Annotated in this window: 22 protein-coding genes and 1 pseudogene; 13 read left to right on the top strand and 10 right to left on the bottom strand. The window is 60.0% G+C overall.

Features of this window, described 5'->3' with window-relative positions; translation table 11 throughout:
- Positions 1-2: 2 nt before the first annotated feature.
- From CKW32_RS13720 to CKW32_RS13705, 4 genes are read right to left on the bottom strand one after another with little or no spacing between them, the layout of a single operon-like run.
- Entirely contained in the window at positions 3-719 is a 717-nt protein-coding gene (locus CKW32_RS13720) for a DUF484 family protein (protein WP_032884363.1), read from the bottom strand.
- Positions 720-732: 13 nt separating this feature from the next.
- Positions 733-1,563 carry a diaminopimelate epimerase gene (gene dapF, locus CKW32_RS13715; protein ID WP_032884362.1) on the bottom strand — a complete coding sequence of 277 codons (831 nt, stop codon included), beginning with the start codon at positions 1,561-1,563 and terminating at the stop codon, positions 733-735.
- A gap of 3 nt (positions 1,564-1,566) precedes the next feature.
- On the bottom strand, positions 1,567-2,814 hold the full coding sequence (gene lysA / locus CKW32_RS13710; RefSeq protein WP_095185193.1) for a diaminopimelate decarboxylase: 1,248 nt from the start codon (positions 2,812-2,814) through the stop codon (positions 1,567-1,569).
- Positions 2,815-2,823: 9 nt separating this feature from the next.
- The gene (locus CKW32_RS13705; protein ID WP_010207449.1) at positions 2,824-2,994 is read right to left on the bottom strand and encodes a lipoprotein; all 171 of its coding nucleotides are present in this window, start codon (positions 2,992-2,994) and stop codon (positions 2,824-2,826) included.
- 238 nt (positions 2,995-3,232) lie between these two features.
- Between CKW32_RS13705 and cyaY the strand changes: the two genes are divergently transcribed.
- From cyaY to rnk, 3 genes are all read left to right on the top strand, one after another.
- Positions 3,233-3,565 carry an iron donor protein CyaY gene (gene cyaY, locus CKW32_RS13700; protein WP_032884360.1) on the top strand — a complete coding sequence of 111 codons (333 nt, stop codon included), beginning with the start codon at positions 3,233-3,235 and terminating at the stop codon, positions 3,563-3,565.
- Positions 3,566-3,567: 2 nt separating this feature from the next.
- Positions 3,568-3,786, top strand: coding sequence for a DUF1289 domain-containing protein (locus tag CKW32_RS13695; RefSeq protein ID WP_015886498.1), 219 nt, complete (start codon positions 3,568-3,570; stop codon positions 3,784-3,786).
- Positions 3,787-3,917: 131 nt separating this feature from the next.
- Positions 3,918-4,331, top strand: a complete 414-nt coding sequence (gene rnk / locus CKW32_RS13690) for a nucleoside diphosphate kinase regulator (RefSeq protein ID WP_032884359.1) — start codon at positions 3,918-3,920, stop codon at positions 4,329-4,331.
- On the opposite strand, the gene CKW32_RS13685 is transcribed toward rnk, so the two are convergent.
- The 3 genes from CKW32_RS13685 to CKW32_RS13675 all read right to left on the bottom strand — a co-directional run bounded on the left by CKW32_RS13685 (position 4,328) and on the right by CKW32_RS13675 (position 7,971).
- On the bottom strand, positions 4,328-7,168 hold the full coding sequence (locus CKW32_RS13685) for a class I adenylate cyclase (RefSeq protein ID WP_095185192.1): 2,841 nt from the start codon (positions 7,166-7,168) through the stop codon (positions 4,328-4,330). The genes rnk and CKW32_RS13685 overlap by 4 nt on opposite strands.
- Positions 7,169-7,336: 168 nt before the next feature.
- Positions 7,337-7,591, bottom strand: a complete 255-nt coding sequence (locus CKW32_RS13680; protein WP_003195403.1) for a TIGR02647 family protein — start codon at positions 7,589-7,591, stop codon at positions 7,337-7,339.
- Between the two features lie 95 nt (positions 7,592-7,686).
- Positions 7,687-7,971, bottom strand: coding sequence for a hypothetical protein (locus tag CKW32_RS13675; protein WP_032884356.1), 285 nt, complete (start codon positions 7,969-7,971; stop codon positions 7,687-7,689).
- Positions 7,972-8,096: 125 nt separating this feature from the next.
- Between CKW32_RS13675 and CKW32_RS13670 the strand changes: the two genes are divergently transcribed.
- Positions 8,097-8,756 carry a glutathione S-transferase family protein gene (locus CKW32_RS13670; protein ID WP_095185191.1) on the top strand — a complete coding sequence of 220 codons (660 nt, stop codon included), beginning with the start codon at positions 8,097-8,099 and terminating at the stop codon, positions 8,754-8,756.
- A gap of 35 nt (positions 8,757-8,791) precedes the next feature.
- Here CKW32_RS13670 and argH read toward each other — a convergent pair whose 3' ends face one another.
- On the bottom strand, positions 8,792-10,186 hold the full coding sequence (argH, locus tag CKW32_RS13665; protein ID WP_032884354.1) for an argininosuccinate lyase: 1,395 nt from the start codon (positions 10,184-10,186) through the stop codon (positions 8,792-8,794).
- A gap of 390 nt (positions 10,187-10,576) precedes the next feature.
- Between argH and CKW32_RS28840 the strand changes: the two are divergent.
- From CKW32_RS28840 to CKW32_RS13635, 8 genes and pseudogenes are all read left to right on the top strand, one after another.
- Positions 10,577-10,693 (top strand): annotated as a pseudogene (locus CKW32_RS28840) (sensor histidine kinase); the annotation flags it as partial.
- Positions 10,690-11,436 (top strand): LytTR family DNA-binding domain-containing protein, encoded by a 747-nt coding sequence (locus tag CKW32_RS13660; protein WP_095185190.1) that lies wholly within the window; start codon positions 10,690-10,692, stop codon positions 11,434-11,436. The pseudogene CKW32_RS28840 and the gene CKW32_RS13660, both read left to right, overlap by 4 nt.
- A gap of 138 nt (positions 11,437-11,574) precedes the next feature.
- A complete protein-coding gene (gene hemC, locus CKW32_RS13655; RefSeq protein WP_095185189.1) occupies positions 11,575-12,516 on the top strand; it encodes a hydroxymethylbilane synthase in 942 nt (313 codons plus the stop codon).
- Positions 12,513-13,274, top strand: coding sequence for a uroporphyrinogen-III synthase (locus tag CKW32_RS28590; RefSeq protein WP_256585327.1), 762 nt, complete (start codon positions 12,513-12,515; stop codon positions 13,272-13,274). Before hemC ends, CKW32_RS28590 begins: the two co-directional genes overlap by 4 nt.
- A gap of 18 nt (positions 13,275-13,292) precedes the next feature.
- Positions 13,293-14,408, top strand: coding sequence for a uroporphyrinogen-III C-methyltransferase (locus CKW32_RS28585; RefSeq protein WP_256585326.1), 1,116 nt, complete (start codon positions 13,293-13,295; stop codon positions 14,406-14,408).
- Positions 14,409-14,413: 5 nt separating this feature from the next.
- Complete coding sequence (locus CKW32_RS13645; protein ID WP_032884349.1) at positions 14,414-15,655, top strand: heme biosynthesis protein HemY; 1,242 nt, start codon at positions 14,414-14,416, stop codon at positions 15,653-15,655.
- A 237-nt stretch (positions 15,656-15,892) separates the two neighbouring features.
- Complete coding sequence (locus CKW32_RS13640; protein WP_095185188.1) at positions 15,893-16,414, top strand: disulfide bond formation protein B; 522 nt, start codon at positions 15,893-15,895, stop codon at positions 16,412-16,414.
- 213 nt (positions 16,415-16,627) lie between these two features.
- On the top strand, positions 16,628-17,086 hold the full coding sequence (locus CKW32_RS13635; protein ID WP_032884346.1) for an Rsd/AlgQ family anti-sigma factor: 459 nt from the start codon (positions 16,628-16,630) through the stop codon (positions 17,084-17,086).
- A 54-nt stretch (positions 17,087-17,140) separates the two neighbouring features.
- Here CKW32_RS13635 and CKW32_RS13630 read toward each other — a convergent pair whose 3' ends face one another.
- Positions 17,141-17,818, bottom strand: a complete 678-nt coding sequence (locus CKW32_RS13630) for an FKBP-type peptidyl-prolyl cis-trans isomerase (RefSeq protein WP_095185187.1) — start codon at positions 17,816-17,818, stop codon at positions 17,141-17,143.
- A gap of 192 nt (positions 17,819-18,010) precedes the next feature.
- Between CKW32_RS13630 and CKW32_RS13625 the strand changes: the two genes are divergently transcribed.
- Positions 18,011-19,129: an AlgP family protein gene (locus CKW32_RS13625; protein WP_095185186.1), complete on the top strand. Its 1,119-nt coding sequence runs from the start codon at positions 18,011-18,013 to the stop codon at positions 19,127-19,129.
- Here CKW32_RS13625 and CKW32_RS13620 read toward each other — a convergent pair.
- Positions 19,126-19,593: a TIGR02444 family protein gene (locus CKW32_RS13620; protein ID WP_095185185.1), complete on the bottom strand. Its 468-nt coding sequence runs from the start codon at positions 19,591-19,593 to the stop codon at positions 19,126-19,128. The two genes, CKW32_RS13625 and CKW32_RS13620, sit on opposite strands and share 4 nt — an antisense overlap.
- Between the last annotated feature and the right edge of the window lie 46 nt (positions 19,594-19,639).

Genomic DNA, 19,639 nt, shown 5'->3' with positions numbered 1-19,639 from the left:
GGCTAGCGCACCGCGCGCAGGGCGGTGGTGAAGCGCGGCAGGACGCGGCCCAACACTTCGGCGATATAGGTCAGGAACAGCGTGCCCACCGAGCTTTTGTAGTGCGCAGGATCACGGCTGGCGATAGCCAGCACGCCATGCAAGCCTTGATGGCTGAGGGCGACCACAGCTGTGGAGCCGATCTCCTTGAGCTGTTCGGGACCAAACAGGAAGTCCAGCTCATGCTCGCGCAAGGTGCCGCTGATGGTCTTGCCCTCGGACAACAGGCCGCCAATCGCGGTCTGTGCGTCGCTGCCGCTGACCCAGCGGCCTACAGGCATCGGGTTGTCGCTGAATAGGATCAGGCTGACAAATGGCACTTGGAAGTCCTGGCGCAGGCTGTCTTCCACGGCGATCACGGTTTCTTCCAGGCTGGTGGCGTCCATCAGCGCAAGGATCAGGCGACGGGTTTTGTCGAACAGGCGGTCGTTGTCGCGGGCGACGTCCATCAAGTGCGAGAGCTTATGACGCATCTCGATATTGCGCTCGCGCAGGATCTTCATCTGTCGCTCCACCAGCGACACGGTGTCGCCGCGTTGGTGGGGGATGCGCAGCGCCGGCAGCAGTTCTTCGTGCTCGACGAAGAAATCCGGATTCGCCTCAAGGTACGCCGCGACAGCAGCGGCCTCCAGACTTTCGCTCGGGGTTGCGGGTGCGGGTACTTGAGGCTTATCGGTCATTAGCTTGGCTCACTCATAGACGGACCTGTCCTTCGTATACACGCGAGGCCGGCCCGGTCATCAGAACCGGGTGGCCAGGGCCTGCCCATTCGATGGACAGGCGTCCACCGGGCAGGTCGATCAGCAGCGGCGAATCCATCCACCCCTGGCTGATCGCGGCCACGGCAGCGGCGCAAGCACCGGTGCCGCAGGCCTGGGTTTCGCCGGCGCCGCGTTCCCACACACGCAATTGCGCGCGGGAACGGTCGATCACCTGCAGGAAACCCACGTTGACCCGTGCCGGAAAGCGCGGGTGGTGTTCGATCTTCGGCCCCAGTTCATGTACGGGGGCATTGTTGATGTCGTTGACCCGCAACACAGCATGGGGGTTGCCCATGGAGACGGCCGCCAAGTCGACGATCTTGCCGTCGACATCGACTGCGTAGCTGGTGGCCTGCTCGCTGGCCTGGAACGGAATATCCGCTGGCACCAAGCGCGGCGCGCCCATGTTGACGCTGATTTGGCCGTCGCTGCGAATATCCAGCTCGATCACACCGCTCTTGGTCTCGACGCGGATCTGGCGCTTGGCGGTCAGGCGCTTATCCAGCACGAAACGCGCGAAACACCGCGCACCGTTGCCGCACTGTTCCACTTCGGAACCGTCGGAGTTGAAGATCCGATAACGGAAATCCACCTCCGGGTTGCTTGGCGCCTCGACGATCAGCAATTGGTCGAAGCCAATCCCTGTATGCCGGTCGCCCCACTGTTTAGCGTGCTTGGGCAGGATGTGCGCGTGCTGGCTGACCAGGTCGAGGACCATGAAATCATTGCCGAGCCCGTGCATCTTGGTAAAACGCAGCAGCATGGCTTACTCCGGCAGCAGGCTTTCGCCAGCATACAACTCGGCTACCGTCTCGCGGCGACGCACTTCAAACGCTTGATCACCGTCCACCAGTACCTCGGCGGTACGGCCGCGGGTGTTGTAGTTGGAACTCATGACAAACCCGTAGGCACCAGCCGAATGCACGGCCAGCAGATCGCCTTCCTCCAGCGCAAGCTGACGATCCTTGGCGAGGAAGTCGCCGGTTTCGCAGATCGGGCCGACGATGTCATAGGCGCGAGCTTCGCTGTCGCGAGGCGTCACAGCGGTGACATTCATCCAGGCCTGGTACAGCGCCGGGCGGATCAGGTCGTTCATCGCCGCGTCGACGATGGCGAAATCCTTGTGCTCGGTGTGCTTGAGGTACTCGACCTGGGTCAGCAGCACGCCGGCGTTGGCGACGATGTAGCGGCCCGGCTCGAACATCAGCGTCAGGTCGCGACCTTCGATGCGCTCGCGCACGGCCTGGATATAGTCGGCAATCAGCGGCGGCTCTTCATCGCGATACCGCACGCCCACGCCGCCACCGAGGTCGATGTGGTGCAGGTAGATGCCGCATTCGCCCAGGCGATCAATCAGCGCCAGCAGGCGGTCGAGGGCATCTAGGAACGGCGGCAGAGTGGTCAGTTGCGAACCGATGTGGCAGTCGACGCCCAGCACTTCCAGGTTCGGCAACTGCGCGGCGCGGATATACACGTCCTCGGCGTCAGCAATGGCGATGCCGAACTTGTTCTCTTTGAGACCGGTGGAAATGTACGGGTGGGTGCCAGCATCGACGTCCGGGTTGACGCGCAGGGAGATCGGCGCGCGTACGCCCATTTCGGCGGCCACGACTTGCAGGCGCTCCAGCTCGTCGGTGGATTCGATGTTGAAGCAATGCACACCGATTTCCAGGGCACGGCGCATGTCTTCGCGGCTCTTGCCGACGCCGGAGAACACGATCTTGTCAGCCTGGCCACCAGCTGCCAGTACCCGCTCCAGCTCGCCACGGGAGACGATGTCAAAACCAGCGCCCATACGCGCCAGGACATTCAGTACACCCAGATTGGAGTTTGCCTTGACCGCGTAGCACACCAAGTGCGGTACGCCGTCGAGTGCGTCGGTGAAGGAGCGGTATTGAGCTTCGATGTGAGCGCGTGAGTACACGTACGTCGGGGTACCAAAGCGCTGGGCAATCGCGGACAGCGCCACGCCTTCCGCGAACAGCTCGCCGTCCCGGTAGTTAAAAGCGTCCATGGAGCTCCCTTATTCGTAGGTGTCGTGCTTATGCGCTTTGGATGGCTTTTGCGACGATTGCGCCTGTTCATTCGGGTCTTTGCTGTCATCGGGCAGGTACAGCGGGCCTTTTTGACCACAGGCACTAACGAGGCAAGCGACCGCGACGAGCGCAGCAAGGGAAGAGATCAGGCGCTTCATGGCGAAATCCTTGAATATGCATTAATTGCGCCCGAGTATACCGACCACCCGCCAGCTTGCCTATGCGCCGAAATACCCGTCCGGCGGGGGTTTGCCGACATGAAGGTGAAGCGGGCTACGCTGGCAGAGGATATTTCATACCGTCATCGGTAATGAAATCGGTATCCTTTGCAATCGGCGAGGCTCGCCCGTATCGTGCGGCGCTTGAGCAAAACCAGACACTTTTGAGGTTGCCACAATGAGTTTGACCGAAGCCCGTTTTCACGACCTGGTGGATGCGACCCAGCAGGCGCTGGAAGATATTTTTGACGACAGCGGCCTGGATGTGGACCTGGAAAACTCGGCCGGCGTGCTGACCGTCAAGTTCGAGAGTGGCCAGCAACTGATCTTCAGTCGCCAGGAACCCCTGCGTCAGCTCTGGCTGGCGGCGCGCTCCGGTGGCGTTCACTTCGACTACGACGAAGAAAGCGGCAAATGGCAGTGCGATAAGAGTGAAGAGTTGTTGGGCGAGATGCTCACGCGCCTGGTCCACGAATATACCGGCGCCGAGCTGGATTTCGACGAGATTTGACCGTGACTCAGCCTGCGCCCGTACGTCCGCCAAAGCCGCTGTTCAGTAATGTCAGCCCGGCGGTGCCGTCACCTTGTATCAGTTTGTGTCGTCTGGATGAGCAAAAAGTCTGCCTCGGCTGCTTTCGTCACGTTGAAGACATCCGCGAATGGCGCTCCGCCGACGATGCCCGGCGCAGGGTGATCTGCGCCGAGGCCGAGCAGCGCAGGGCGCACGCCTGAGGCTGTCTTGTTTATTTGTGACGCTGTGGTAGTGTCCGGATACGCCTCAACTCATCGAGGCCCGCGAGAACCCCGCCTTTTTTTGGCGGGGTTTTGCTTTTTTGTGCAGAAAAAAGGAGTCTGCCTGAATCATGACCACCGCACCGTCCATCATCCTCACCCGTCTTGACGTGCAGCGTCTGGAGCAACTGATCGACCGGTTGGGCGACGAAACTCCCGGCGTCGAAGCGTTGCAAGCCGAACTCGATCGCGCCGAAGAAGTGGTTGGCCACGATGAAGTGCCTGCGGGTGTCGTGACCATGAACTCCAGCGTACATTGCCGTGAGCAAGGCAGCGGCAAGGACTACCACCTGACGCTGGTCTATCCGAAAGATGCCAATGCAGACGCCGGCAAGATCTCGATCCTGGCACCCGTGGGCAGCGCGTTGTTAGGCCTGAAAGTGGGCCAGCATATCGACTGGCCGGCACCTGGCGGCAAGACCCTCAAGCTTGAATTGCTCAGTGTTGAAGGCCAGCCAAAAGACGGCGGCGCCTTCACTCTCTAAATCTGGCTCAGCGCCTCGTTGAGCGACAGCTCCAGCTCGGCCTTGTAGCGCAGGTAAAGGTTGCTCGGGCTCTGCACATCACCGAGCAGGCCCGATAGATCCAGGTCGGTGATGTAGCAACGGTAGCGCTCGGTTTCCCGGCGCTGTCCAACGATCTCCTGGGCGACCACGGCAAATAGCTGGTCGCCGAATTCCAATTCGGAAAACTCCCGCTGATTGCAGTACAGGGTAATGCCCACCTTGCCGTGTGCTGCTTTGCCGATAATCGCCTGCACGTCGTAAAACGGTTTGTTCGTTGGATTGTGCGGCGCCGGCCGAGGTTCGATCCCGCGGGCGCGTCCGCTTCCTGTCGGCAATAGTTGGTAATACAAGGTCTGCACCGCGCCCAGGGGTTGTTGCGTGTCCAGCGGCGACAACGCATCCCGCCGATAGATGATGGATTGCAGAAAGCGCTGCAAAGGCGCCAGCAGGCTCTGCTCATCATGAAACGGCAGGCGCTGCTGCCAGAGCGCGTTGAACTCATCCAGCACATACAGCTCGGCGAAATCCTCATTGACCCGGTAGAACACTTGCACGCAATCAGCCATGCCCATGGGCAGCAGCAGCGCCAGGTCGTGGTCTTCCAGGGCCATCGTGTCCAGATGCAGCGGGCTGTAGCTGGCCAGCTCCTCGCTGAGGTAGGCGATCAGCGCGTCCTGGGTTGCCAGTGACACATGGGTGGCTTGGCCCGGCATCAACTCCATTACGTGGTAGTGCTGCTGAACTTGCAGCAAGTAGCGGTGGTTGGACTGACCCAGCAGCAGGTTCTGCGCGGTGTCGAAGATTTCCTCCACGCGTTGGGCAATGAACTGCGCACGGTTATGACAGAAGCAGCGCACCCGCAGACGCGGCAGGCGGTCCGATGGCAGTTGGTTGAGGTAGTCGCGCAGGCAATCGAGCAAAGCGTGCGGGCCGTCGTAACGGCTGACCATCACCTCGTTCCAGCTGTTGAGCGTGACTTGGTCCAGGGTCAGCACCAGGTTATCGCGAACACCGGCATAACTCAGGGAGTCGGTGCGCTCGGTGGTCATCAGGATGTTCAGGTCGCGGTGATGCTTGAGCGGGTCGACGCCGACGTTGATCAGCAGTAACACTTCCTCGGGCACCGCCGATCGCAGCAGGCTTATTTCATCGACGCTGGTCAGGGGCAGGGCGACCGTTTGTTGCAGGCTGCCCAGCAGGTTGAACAACTCGAATTCGGTCATGTCGCTGGTGCCGGGGTGCAGCGCCAGGCGCGTGCTGCTGTCGATTACACCGTTGCGATGGCACCACGTCAGCATTTCCAGCAGGTCGCGGCTGCGCTTGATCGGCGCAAAGTGTTCCCACTCCAGGGCCGTGAGGTTGCCGTTGTACAACCCCCAGTGATGCTGGCCCGGTTCCTTGCGGTTGGGCGACTGCACCAGGGTCAAGGTGTCTTCAGCCAGGTCCGGTGCGATGCCGGGGTTGATGAATTCGACCTTGCCGGCCTTGCGCTCAAAAGCGGCATACAGGCGCCGGCCCAGCACGTTAAGGTCGCGCTTGTTGATCAGGCTGACGGTTTGTTCGGTCCGGGCAAACTGGGTCAGGAAGCGATAGCTGTAGTTCAGCTCGCTGACCAGGGCGCGGCGTTCCGAGGCCACCTGACGCACTTTCCACTGGCTGCGGCTGTCCAGCAGGGCGAGTTGACGCTGGTCCCAGCTCCATTCGCGGGCCAGGCGCTCCAGCAACAGTCGCTGCCAACTGCTGGTGCGTTGGCCGGCGGTGAGCTTGCGATTGACCTTCAGGTACAGCGCGCGGCGTACCAATTCCAGGCGTTCGGGCTCGTTGCGTGCCTTGAGGTATTCCTCGATGCGGCGGTACACCACGATGTATGGGTCCAGCTCATCCAGGTCCATCTGGTTCGCGAACACCGCGCGCTTGAAGCGCAGGCTCAGGCAATGCACGTTGGGGTGTTCGCTGGCGTAGACCTCAGTCAGCAGCAGTTTGAGCACCGATTTGTAAGGTGACTCGATGCCTTTGAACAACTGCCATAGACCGGCTCCGATGAATTCGCCGGGTGGAATATGTGCCAGGTGGCCGAGGTCAAGGGTTTCATCGGCGCGGATAAACCGCTTGGAGAGCAGTGTGTGGGTGAATTCGGCGTAACGGGTCTCTTCGTATACCGGCACCAGCCACCAAATCGGCGTGCGCCCGGCCAACCAGATGGCTGTGCGGTAGAACTCGTCCAGCAGCAGGTAATGCTGGGTGGTACCGCAGTCGTCGGAGCTCAGTTGGGTGTCGCGCTCGCCGAGTACGAAGCGCGTTGGCTCGATCAGGAAGAAGTGTGCCTCGGCGCCCATGGTGAGGGCCCAGGCTTCCAGCAGTTGGCATTTCTTGCGCAGTTCGGCCAGCTCGTTTTCGCTCAAGTCGGGGGCGTGGCACACCCATACGTCCATATCGCTCTGATCCGCTTGGGCGAGGGTGCCAAGGCTGCCCATCAGAAATAGGCCATGGATAGGCTTGGGCTGATTGACCGGGCGCGGCTTGTAAGAGAACGAGCGGGTCAGGCGTTGGGCTTCGGTCAAGGCCTGAGCGTCGGGCTCGAAATTCGAAAGCCCGGCTGGCGTGCTGCCCGAAACATAACCGGGCAACAGCGGATGATTAACGTGAAAAAACAGTGGCAGGAGGGTCAGCACGCTTTGCTGGCGCGGCGTCAGCCCCTCGACGGCACGCGCCATGCGCCCCTCATTGAGGGCCATGAAGCGCGCACGCAATTGGGCCAGCACCTTGCGGTCGATGCCTTCGTCCAAGTCAGGGCGGATTTCATGGGTGCGGGTCATGTCGAACTCGGTGGCTCGCAGGGCCCGACGTGGGCGGCCGTGTAGGAGTTTACAGCCAGTGGCGTAGGAGGTTTAGGGGGAAATGGTCTTTGACGCCAGAATTTTAACTGGCCCACAGCAACGCCCTTGGAATCCGCAGTGAGCGGACTCCATGGGCGGTATCGGGTATCAGGCTGCTTCTTTGGTGCTGGCAGTGGTCAGAATAGTCAGCAGGGTTTGGGCCTGCTCTGCGGCGTCCCGACCGAGGCTGGTCAGATAGCCCCCGTCTGGCTGGTCGATAAGTCCTTTGGCATGGAGGCGCTTGGCAGCGGCGATGGCAGTAGGAGCGGCGGTCTGATGGACCTTCAGACCTTCCTTGGTGCTGTCCAAGGGGAAGAGTACAAGGATTTCCAGTTCGGCAACCAATTCAGGGGTATACGACATAAGGACTCCAGACTTTCTAAAATTTATTAGAGGCTAGCAGGCCATAAGGTGAACGCACTTTGCCGAACTGTCCAGCGTGTTGCTGCGTGCCGGGATTATTCCTTTTCAGGCGGCAACTCAGGCAGCGCCCGCAGCGCGGTTTCATACCATTCGGTATTGAAGGCACGGTCCTCGTCCAGCATCGCGTCGATCTCGAACGCCAGCACGTGGGCCATAAGATTCAGGATGTCTTCGCGTTCATAACCCACCAGGGTCAGTTTGTTGAAGGTCGCTTTGGCGGCGGGGGGATTGTCGCTTTCGATCTGGTTCTCGATCGCTTCGATCAGGGTGTTTTCGGTGAATTCTTCTTCGTCACTGTCGATATCGGTCGGCTCGCTCATGGCAGGCTCCTCAAGGAAAGGGCGCCAGTCTACCTCCATTCAGGCAGGTGATGCTGCTGGTCAGGCTGGGCGCCAAGATCTATAACTCTTGCAGCCAACCCCGCACACGGCCTGGAGGCTTTGCGATGCTCAAGCTCTACGGATTTTCGGTCAGCAACTACTACAACATGGTGAAACTGGCGCTGTTGGAGAAAGGGCTCCTGTTTGAAGAGGTACCTTTCTATGCCGGTCAAACCCCGGAAGCCCTGGCAATCAGTCCGCGCGGCAAGGTACCGGCGCTTGGCGTAAAGCAGGGGTTTATCAACGAAACCAGCGTGATACTCGAATACATCGAGCAAACCCAGGAAGGCCCTTCGCTGTTGCCGGCAGACCCATTCCAGCGTGCCCAAGTGCTGGCGCTGTGCCGGGAAATCGAGCTGTACATCGAATTGCCCGCCCGCGCGTGTTTTGCCGAGGCGTTTTTCGGTATGCCGGTGCCGGAGGCGATCAAGGAAAAATCCAAGGCTGAGTTGCTGCTGGGGATTGGTTCTTTAGGTCGGCACGGCAAGTTCGCGCCTTACGTGGCGGGGGAAAGTTTTACGATTGCGGATCTGTATTTCATGTACAGCGTGAACCTCGCCTGTGGCGTGGGCGAGAAGCTGTTTGGATTGGATTTGCTGGCTGAGTTGCCAAAGGCGAAAGCGTTGTTGGAGCGATTGCATGCCATGCCCAACGCCCAAAAGGTGGCAGCGGACCGGGAGGCGGCGATGCCGGCGTTTATGGCGATGATTGCGGCCAAAAAGTGACCAAGTGTGGGAGGGGCAAGCCCCTCCCACATTTTTTAGCGGCTGGCGAGCAACGCCTGGCCGCGTACGACCGCTGCCTTCACCTGCGCGGGCGCAGTGCCGCCGATGTGATTACGCGCATTCACCGAACCTTCCAGGGTCAGTACGGCGAACACATCCTGCTCGATCTGGTCGCTGAACTGGCGCAGTTCTTCCAGACTCATTTCTGCCAGGTCTTTGCCGGTTTCCACGCCGTATTTCACTGCGTGGCCGACGATTTCGTGGCAGTCACGGAACGGCAGGCCACGGCGTACCAGGTAGTCCGCCAGGTCCGTTGCCGTGGAGAAACCGCGCAAAGCCGCTTCACGCATGATCGCGTGTTTTGGCTTGATCGCCGGGATCATGTCGGCAAAGGCACGCAGCGAGTCGCGCAGGGTGTCGGCGGCGTCGAACAGCGGTTCCTTGTCTTCCTGGTTGTCCTTGTTGTAAGCCAACGGCTGGCCTTTCATCAGGGTCAGCAGGCCCATCAGTGCGCCGAATACGCGGCCGCTCTTGCCGCGGACCAGCTCTGGCACGTCGGGGTTTTTCTTTTGCGGCATGATCGAGCTGCCGGTGCAGAAGCGATCCGGCAGGTCGATGAACTGGAATTGCGCGCTGGTCCACAGCACCAACTCTTCGGAGAAGCGTGACAGGTGCATCATCGCAATGCTGGCGGCGGCGCAGAATTCGATGGCGAAGTCACGGTCCGAGACGCCGTCCAGGGAGTTGCCGCCCACAGCGTCGAAGCCCAGCAGTTGTGCGGTGTACTCGCGGTCGATCGGGTAAGTGGTGCCAGCCAGCGCGGCGCTACCCAATGGCATACGGTTGGCGCGCTTGCGGCAATCGACCAGGCGCTCGTAGTCGCGGCTGAGCATTTCGAACCAGGCCAGCAGGTGGTGACCGAACGTCACAGGCTGGGCGGTTTGCAGGTGAGTGAAGCCGGGCATGATGGTGTCCGATTCGCGTTCGGCCTGCTCCAGCAGGCCTTTTTGCAGGCGAGTTATTTCGGACAGGATCAGGTCGATTTCATCGCGCAGCCACAGGCGGATATCGGTGGCCACTTGGTCGTTACGGCTACGACCGGTGTGCAGTTTCTTGCCGGTCACACCGATACGGTCGGTGAGGCGGGCCTCGATATTCATGTGCACGTCTTCCAGGTCGACGCGCCAGTCGAACGTACCGGCTTCGATCTCACCGCGGATGGTGGTCAGGCCGTCAATGATGCTGTCGCGCTCGGCGTCGGTCAGCACGCCGACTTTGGCCAGCATCGTCGCGTGGGCGATGGAGCCCATGATGTCGTGGCGGTACAGGCGCTGGTCGAAGGTGACGGAGGCGGTGAAGCGGGCGACGAAGGCGTCGACGGGTTCACTGAAGCGGCCGCCCCAGGACTGGTTGGTCTTGTCGGTGCTCATGGATTCGCTCGTGGTCTGCTTAATAAAGAGGCGTGGAAGTCTGCCGGCGATAATAACAGGGTTGCCCGTGGAGGCGGTGCTGCGGGTCGTCGGCATTTTTATTTGTGCAAAGGATGGCTAAGTGCCTTGCCGCCGAACGCGTCCGGGAAGAGACTGGAGGTAGATGTTTATCGAAACGATATTTGACGATTGCGCAATATCGTTCCGGTGAGCGTCTACAGTTGGACTGATAGTGTGTGAATGCACCAAAGTCGGGTATTGCGGTCAGAGCCTGACTATCCATTTAAAAGGGGGGTATTCGGATTGTGTATCAGCAAACCCTACGACGATGCCCGATGGCAGCAGGTCTTGGGCGCTATTGAACAGGTCCGGGTAAATATGGGTGCCGCTGTCAGGGCACTTTTTGCCGCTCGCGCTAGTCTTAGCGTGGATCGCTGTGACGCAAGTCACCGCACCTGTCTACGCTATCCTTGTGCGAGACTCACGCAGGAATCCAGCGCTATATGAATGTCCTGATCGTTGATGACGAACCCCAAGCCCGCGAGCGACTGACCCGCTTGGTCAGTGAACTTGAGGGTTATACAGTCCTTGAGCCGAGTGCCACCAACGGGGAGGAGGCGTTGACGCTGATCGACAGCCTCAAGCCCGACCTGGTGTTGCTCGATATCCGCATGCCGGGCCTTGATGGCCTGCAAGTCGCCGCCCGGCTGAGCGAGCGAGAATCGCCACCCGCCGTGGTGTTATGCGCCGCGCAAGAAGAGTTTGCTGAGCAGACGCTGGAAGCCAGTGGCGTCAGCTTTGTGATTAAACCAGTGACTGCCGAAGCCTTGCTCAAGGCCATGAAGAAAGCCGAGCGCCCCAACCGCGCCCAACTGGCAGCCTTGACCCAGCCTGCCGCCCAAAGTGGTAACGGGCCGCGCAGCCACATCAGCGCACGTACGCGCAAAGGGATTGAGCTGATCCCACTGAGCCAGGTTGTTTATTTTATTGCCGATCACAAGTACGTGACCCTGCGACATGAGGCTGGCGAAGTGTTGCTCGATGAGCCGCTCAAGGCCCTTGAGGATGAGTTCGGCGAACGCTTCGTGCGTATCCACCGCAATGCGCTGGTGGCCCGCGAGCGGATCGAACGTCTTCAACGCACACCTCTGGGGCACTTCCAGTTGTTCCTTAAAGGGCTTAACGGCGATGCGTTGATCGTCAGTCGACGCCATGTCGCGGGCGTGCGCAAAATGATGCAGCAGCTTTAGTTCGAGGGCTGTAGCGAGGCCTGCATTCCTTATCCCGGTGCGACGTGGCCAGGGAGGCCCCGCACTTGCTGATTCAAATCAAAGCGCATTTGCCTGAGCTGTTATTATCTGCCGTATCTATTCAGTACGGATTGATCCATGTCCTCTCGCGAAATCCGCATCGCCACCCGTAAAAGTGCTCTGGCCTTATGGCAGGCCGAATACGTCAAAGCACGCCTTGAACAGGCCCATCCCGGCCTCACGGTGTCCCTGGTGCCCATGGTCAGTCGCGGCGACAAGCTGCTTGACTCGCCACTGTCGAAAATCGGGGGCAAGGGCCTGTTCGTCAAGGAACTGGAAACTGCGCTGCTGGAAAACGAAGCCGACATCGCCGTGCACTCGATGAAAGACGTGCCCATGGACTTTCCCGAAGGCCTGGGCCTTTTTTGCATCTGCGAGCGCGAAGACCCGCGTGATGCCTTCGTTTCCAACACCTATGCATCCCTGGATGAGCTGCCGCTGGGCAGCATCGTCGGCACCTCCAGCTTACGTCGTCAGGCCCAGCTGCTGACCCGCCGTCCAGACCTGCAGATCCGCTTTCTACGTGGCAACGTCAACACTCGCCTGGCTAAGCTGGATGCTGGCGAATATGACGCGATCATCCTGGCTGCCGCTGGTTTGATCCGGCTGGGTTTCGAAGATCGCATCACCTCCGCCATCAGCGTCGAAGACAGCTTGCCAGCGGGTGGGCAGGGCGCCGTGGGCATCGAATGTCGCACCGCCGACAGCCAAATCCACGAACTTCTCAAGCCGCTCGATCACCACGATACCGAAGTGCGTGTCACAGCCGAGCGAGCTCTGAACAAGCACCTCAATGGCGGCTGCCAAGTGCCGATTGCTTGCTACGCCGTGCTCGAAGGTGAAGACCTGTGGCTGCGTGGCCTGGTCGGCGACCCTGACGGCGGCACCTTGTTGACGGCCGAAGTGCGCGGGCCGCAGCGTGATGCCACGGCCTTGGGTATCCAGGTCGCTGAAGAACTCCTGAATAAAGGCGCTGGTGCCATTCTGCAAAAAGTCTACGGTGAGGCCGGTCCGCAGTGAGTGGGTGGCGAGTGCTGCTGACGCGGCCTGCAGAGGAATCGACCGCCCTGGCGGCGTCGTTATCTGAAACCGGCATTTTCAGCAGCAGTTTGCCCCTGCTGGACACTGAGCCTTTACCCATCACGCCCGAGCAACAGGCTGTCTTCCGTGACCTGCATCGCTATTGCGCGGTGATCGTGGTGAGCAAGCCCGCTGCGCGCCTTGCCCTGCAGCAGTTGGCTCATCATCCCAAGCCACAAATGCCTTGGTTCAGCGTCGGCGCGGCAACAGCGCAGGTACTGTCCGATCAGGGCCTGAACATTCATTATCCCCAAAGCGGCGACGACAGCGAGGCCTTGCTTCAATTACCGGCGTTGCGCGAGGCTATCGCGTGCCGCGATTCACGGGTGTTGATTCTGCGTGGCGAGGGCGGTCGAGAGTTGCTGGCGGAGCGTTTGCGCGAGCAAGGTGCTAGTGTCGACTATCTGGAGTTGTACCGCCGTTTCCTGCCGACCTATGACGCCGGTGTGCTGGTGCAACGCATCCAGTTGGAACGCTTGAACGGCCTGGTGGTCAGCAGTGGGCAGGGTTTTTTGCACCTGCAAGCCTTGGCCGGCCCCGATTGGCCACAGGTGGCACAGCTGCCGTTGTTCGTGCCCAGCCCACGAGTCGCCGAGATGGCACGGGCTGCTGGCGCAGAAAAAGTTGTGGATTGTCGCGGCGCGAGTGCCGCGGCTTTGTTAGTGGCGTTACGGAGTCATCCCGTTCCCACTCTCTGATACGCAAAGGACGGATACGTGAGCGAAACAGCCTTGCCTAAAGATGAAACCCAACCCGCACTCGATGCGCCGGTTGAGTCACCGGTCACCACGCCGCGCCGTGGCAATGGCCTGGCAGTTGTCGCCTTGCTGCTTGGCGCCGTGGGGGTTGCTGCCGGGGGTTGGGGGATCTGGCAGGTCCGCGCCCTGCAAGCCAGCAGCCAGCAGCAGCTGGGTCAGGTGCAGACCCTGAATGACCAATCCCAGTCCCTCAAGCAAAGTCAGCAGCAACTGGCTGCGCGCTTGGCCCAGTTGCCGGGCGCTGACGAGTTGGAAGAGCGCCGCCGTCTGGTCGCCCAGTTGCAAGGTGATCAGCAGCGCCTTAACCAGCGTCTGGAAACCGTGCTGGGGGCCAGCCGTAAAGACTGGCGCCTGGCCGAGGCCGAGCACTTGATCCGTCTGGCGAGTTTGCGGCTGTCCGCCCTGCAAGATATCAACAGTGCCCAGGCGCTGGTGCAGGGCGCCGACGAGATTCTTCGCGAGCAGAGCGATCCAGGTTCCTACGCTGCGCGAGAACAATTGGCCAAGAGCCTGGCCGCGTTGCGCAGTACCGAGCAGCCGGACCGTACCGGGCTCTACCTGCAATTGGCAGCCTTGCGTGACCAGGTTGTGCAGTTGGCAGCCATTGCCCCTGAATATCAACTCACCGAGCCCTCTGGGCAGGGGCGTCCAAGCACTGATACGGATAGCCGCTGGAGACAGTGGTGGGAGCAGATTTCCCGTTACTTCCGCATCGACTTCAATCCCGACGATAACATTCGACCACTGCTCGCCGGTCAGGGGCTGAACCAAGTTCGCCTGGCCCTGAGCCTGGCGCTGGAGCAGGCGCAATGGGCGGCGCTCAATGGAGAGTCGGCGGTGTACAGCCGTTCGCTGGGCGAGGCGCGCAGCGTGTTGCAGGACAACTTCAACCAGGACAATCCGCAGAGCAAGGCGATGCTGGCGCGTATCGCCGAGCTTGAGCCAAAAGCTGTGTCGGTAGTGACACCGGACCTGGCGGCGAGTCTGGCTGCGGTGCAGGCGTACCTAGAACGTCGTCATGTGTCTGCTGACGAAGCTAAGGCGGCGGCTGGCAAGCCGGCGATCCAGGAGTAGAGCCGATGAAGCGTTTCTATGTGATCCTGGTGCTGGTGGTTGCGATCGCCCTGGCACTCGCTGTGGGCATTTCGAAACACACCGGCTATGTGCTGATTACCTATCCTCATGTGCTGCATTACGAGTCGAGCCTATGGGCGACCGTGGTAGCAGTGTTTGCCATCGGCCTCGCCATTTACCTGATTCGCGTGTTGCTGAGCCTGTTGACCACCTCCGGTGGCGTGGTCAACCCGTGGTCTCGGCGTAACCGCAGTCGCCGTGTGCAGATCGCCATCGAACAGGGCCAGATGGACCTCGCTGAGGGCCGCTGGGCCAGCGCTGAGCGTCATCTGCATCGTGCAGCTGAAGCTGAGCGCCAGCCTTTGTTGTACTACCTGGGCGCGGCCCGTGCGGCGAATGAGCAGGGTCGTTATGAGGAGTCCGACGGTTTGCTGGCGCGTGCGCTGGAGCGTCAGCCCCAAGCGGAGTTGGCGGTCGCGTTGAGCCATGCGCAATTGCAGTTGGACCGTGGCGATACTGACGGCGCGCTGACGACCTTGCAGGTCATGCACGAGCGTCATCCCCATAACGCCCAGGTATTGCGCCAATTGCAGCGTTTGCACCAGCAGCGAGGCGACTGGTCTTCGGTCATTCGACTGCTGCCGGAGCTGCGCAAGGACAAAGTGCTGCCTGCCAGCGAACTGGCCGAGTTGGAGCGCCGTGCCTGGGGAGAGAACCTGAGCCTGGCTGCTCAGCGCGAAGAGCAGGGCGAAGCGGGTTTGCAGTCCCTTGAGCGGGCCTGGCAGCAACTCACTTCGGCTCAGCGTCAGGAGCCGCAGTTGGTGCTGGCTTACGCTGAGCAACTGCGCCAGCTGGGCGCCGATGCCAAGGCGGAGGAGGCGTTGCGCGGTGCTATCAAGCGCGGCTATGACAGCCACCTGATTCGTCTGTACGGCCTGCTGCGCGGCGGTGACCAGGCCCGGCAATTGAAGTTTGCCGAGGGGTGGCTCAAGGATCATCCGGGTGATGCCAGCCTGCTGCTGACGTTGGGTCGTCTGTGCTTGCAAAACAGCCTATGGGGCAAGGCACGGGATTATCTGGAAAGTAGCCTTCAAGTGCAGCGTAATCCTGAGGCGTGTGCCGAGCTGGCGCGGTTATTGGCCCAGTTGGGTGATACCGAGCGCAGCAACCAACTGTTCCAAGAAGGTTTGGGTCTGCTGGATAACCGCTTACTGGCCTCTCCCCTGCCAGTTCCTACCCGGTCTTGATGTAGGAAAGGAATGGAGGGTTTGCTCAGATACGTCTGAGAGTTAGCCCTTCAATGCCCAGCAGATGCTGGGTTTTAAGCGCTCTACTGCAAACTCCTACACTGGGATGCTCGAAGTCTTTCATGCTTATGCGGGATATCCCTGCGATCTCACAGAACTGTCTGCTCTGTCGCGTATTGAAAGGGGTCGGGCCTTTCCTCTACCGTAACGACCTATCTCTCGCTGTGCGGATAAAGCATGTCTTTGGCCCCTTCACGCTCCTTGTTTTTTCTTGCGTTCATGGCGGGTGCGCTGACGTTGGGGGCGTCCTTCTATCTTGAGTTCGGTGCATCGTTACGCCCGTGCTTCCTGTGCCAGATACAACGGGCCTTTCTGGCCGCATTCACGCTCATCAATCTGGTTGCCGCTATCCATTCATCCAGTCGATCCACTTACTACCTGTACGGGCTGACGAGCATGGGATGTGCATTGTTGGGTGCCGTTACCGCTGTGCGTCAGGTGCTGCTGCAAAATGCCGCACCGGATCAGGCCGCCGATTGCTGGCCCAGCCTGAGCCACATGATCGATAACCTCTCGGTGTGGCAGGCCTTACGATTGGTGGTCGAGGGTACCGTCGATTGTGTGGAAATAAGCTGGACGCTGTTCGACTTGAGCCTTCCCGAATGGAGCCTGTTGTTCTTCCTGGGCATGCTAGTCCTCGGTGTCATACAGTTTTCACGGCTGTATTTGAGCCGTCCCCTGCGTCCGGTAGGGCGCTGAACGAAGGTCGCGGTTTGTAGGATGGGATTAAACACTTGTATGAACTTTCTCTCCTGCGTACCTTGAAGCCATAGTCGTGCGGGCATAATCTGGCCCGCACGCGTTATTAAAACCGTTTGCTTGTCAGATGCGGCCTTGTCCCGCTGCGGCTTACTCCTTGAAGTGTTGCGCGGGCATCAGGCGGCAGCGCCCCTATAGGGAAGAGAGATCATCATGCTGGAAAGTTGTCAGAATGCTCAGGAACGCTGGGGTGGGGTGCACAAGCTGATCGACAGCTGGTTGAAGGCACGTCACGAACTGGTTCGGGCCTTTGATGCTCTCGGCGCCAAGCCTGAGGCACTGGGTGAGAATCGCGAGCCGTTGCAGGATTTCTGTGGTGTCTTGGTGGACTACGTGTCGGCCGGCCACTTCGGCGTCTACGAGCAGCTGACCAAGGAGGCCGAAGCCTTCGACGATCAACGTGGTCTCGACTTGGCCGAAACCATTTACCCACGCATTGATGTCATCACCGAGAAGCTGCTGGCGTTCACCGACCTGTGTGATGCCGGAAACTGCGTTGCCGAAAAATTCAAGGAGTTGGGCGCGCTGTTGCATGAGCGCTTCGAACTGGAAGATTGCTTGATCGAAGTGCTGCACAATGCCCACAAGGAAGAGCCAGCCACTCAGGCTTGATCCTCAACGGTGATTTAAAAAAACGGTGCGCATGACGCACCGTTTTTTATTGGATCATTGGCGAGTGCCGAGTAACTCGATCTCGAATACCAATGGCGTGTAAGGCGGGATCAACTCGCCCGCGCCGTCGGCACCGTAGGCTTGGGATGATGGGATCACCAAGCGCCATTTCGCTCCCACCGGCATCTGTTGTAACGCACTGCTCCAGCCGCTGATCACACTGTCCAGGCGAAACCACTGGGGCTGTGTGCTCTGATCGAAGACTGTGCCATCGGGTAACCGTCCAACGTATTTCACTTGAACCTGATCATTAGCTCCAGGTTTGCTGCCGCTGCCGGGTGTCAGTTCCGTGAGCAGGATTCCGTCAGCTAATTCGCGCACCCCTTTTGCCGTTTTTTCCTTGGCTAGAAACTGCTGTTCAGCTGCGAGCGACTTTTCACTTTTGGGTGCTTGGGCGTCGGCTTCGGCCTGCGCTTCATGCTGGGCAAGAATCTGTTCGATGCGCTTGTTATCCAACGCCAGCGGCTTGCCTTGATAGGCTTGATTGAGGCCCTCGATCAACGCCTGGATCTGCAGGTCCGGCACCTCCTGGCGCAGGCGTTCACCGAGGCTGGCGCCCAGGCTGTAGGCAAGGTCGTGCTGCTCTTGGTCTGCCGTTTTGGAGGGTGATTTCTCGCCCGCATTGGCTACGGAAATTGCCAAGCCCAGAACAAGAAAAAGGTAACGCGACATGGGCATTCTCCCGCCGAAAGTGCGACGGATTATGCCAGTGTGAAAGGGTAAAAAGTGTCGCGTGTTTTCGATATATCGATAAGAATTTTCGTACCGTGCAACGCAAGGCAAACGATACTGTCAACATGCCCTAGCGGCGGTAAGAGCAGAGGGCTAGTATGAGCCGCACCCACGTCAGCCAGGAGGTAAACCATGTCGGCCAAACAGAAGCCTGTTAATACCCCGTTGCACTTACTCCAACAACTGTCGAGCAGCCTGCTCGAACATCTGGAAAGCGCGTGTTCCCAAGCGTTGGCCGATGCAGAAAAACTGCTCGCCAAGTTGGAAAAACAACGCGGTAAGGCGCAAGAAAAGCTGCATAAATCCCGTACCAAACTGCAAGACGCCGCCACCGCCGGCAAGGCCAAGGCACAAGCCAAAGCCAAAGACGCTGTCAAAGAACTTGAGGACCTGCTGGACGCCCTCAAGGATCGCCAAGCTGAAACGCGCGCGTACATTTCCCAACTCAAGAAAGATGCTCAGGAAAGCCTGAAATTGGCCCAGGGCGTTGGTCGTGTTAAAGAAGCCGTGGCGAAAGTGCTGGGCGCTCGTACACCTGCAAAAGCAGTTGCAGCGAAGGCACCCGCCAAAGCCGCCGCCAAGCCAGCTGCTAAGGCTGCTGCTGCAAAACCAGCCGCTAAGCCAGCTGCTAAGACTGCTGCTGCAAAACCAGCCGCCAAGCCAGCTGCTAAGACCGCTGCTGCAAAACCAGCTGCTAAGACTGCTGCTGCAAAACCAGCCGCCAAGCCAGTTGCTAAGACTGCTGCTGCAAAACCAGCCGCCAAGCCAGCTGCTAAGACTGCTGCTGCAAAACCAGCCGCCAAGCCAGTTGCTAAGACTGCTGCTGCAAAACCAGCCGCCAAGCCAGCTGCTAAGACTGCTGCTGCAAAGCCAGCCGCCAAGCCAGTTGCTAAGACTGCTGCTGCAAAACCAGCCGCCAAGCCAGTTGCTAAGACTGCTGCTGCAAAACCAGCCGCCAAGCCAGCTGCCAAGACTGCTGCTGCAAAACCAGCCGCCAAGCCAGCTGCCAAGACTGCTGCTGCAAAACCAGCCGCCAAGCCAGCTGCCAAGACTGCTGCTGCAAAGCCAGCCGCCAAGCCAGCTGCTAAGCCTGCCGCTGCAAAACCAGCTGCAAAACCAGCTGTTAAGCCTGCTGCTGCAAAACCAGCAACAACTGCAACCGCCCCGACAGCCTCCACCGCTCCAACAGCACCGGCCAGCAGCACTCCTGCACCGGCAGCATCGAACACCACCCCAACCAGCGCTTCCTAAGTGCCGGTGGCCACGGCGCGCAAGTGTTGCAGCGCGTCGTGGTCAAGGTTGTTGGCCGCCTCAGCCCCCAGTCCTTCAAGCCATTTCTGACCCCCGCTCACCTCTGCGCTCATCCAGTTCTGTGCCAGCGCCTCCAGGCGTGTCAGTAGCCCGCGCTCCGCCTCCAACTCCAGGGCTTTGACCCGCTCCCGTAACGCCGCCAGCTGTTCGTCCTGCTGCGCCAACGTCCGCCATTGCACGCGCACTTGTCGCAAGGGCTCGATGACTTGCTTCTGCCACGGCCCGGCTATCTGTGTTAACGCTTGAATGCGCTCGCAGGTCAGCGCCACGCCACGATGTTCCAGCCATGCCCCACACAGCAGCAGGCACACATCCGCTCCTTGTTCCTGCAAGCGCAGACAAGCGGCTTCCACGCCCGGACGGGCGTAAGTCGAGAGGGCAAAGCTCCACAGGTCAGCGCACATATTCACACCCAAGCCAGCGGGCAACGAAGCTGGTAGACTCCGCCGC

Origin of the sequence: Pseudomonas sp. Irchel 3H9, assembly GCF_900187495.1 — a bacterium.
GTDB classification, from domain to species: Bacteria; Pseudomonadota; Gammaproteobacteria; order Pseudomonadales; family Pseudomonadaceae; genus Aquipseudomonas; species Aquipseudomonas sivasensis.
This window is presented reverse-complemented; position numbering and strand designations above follow the sequence as displayed.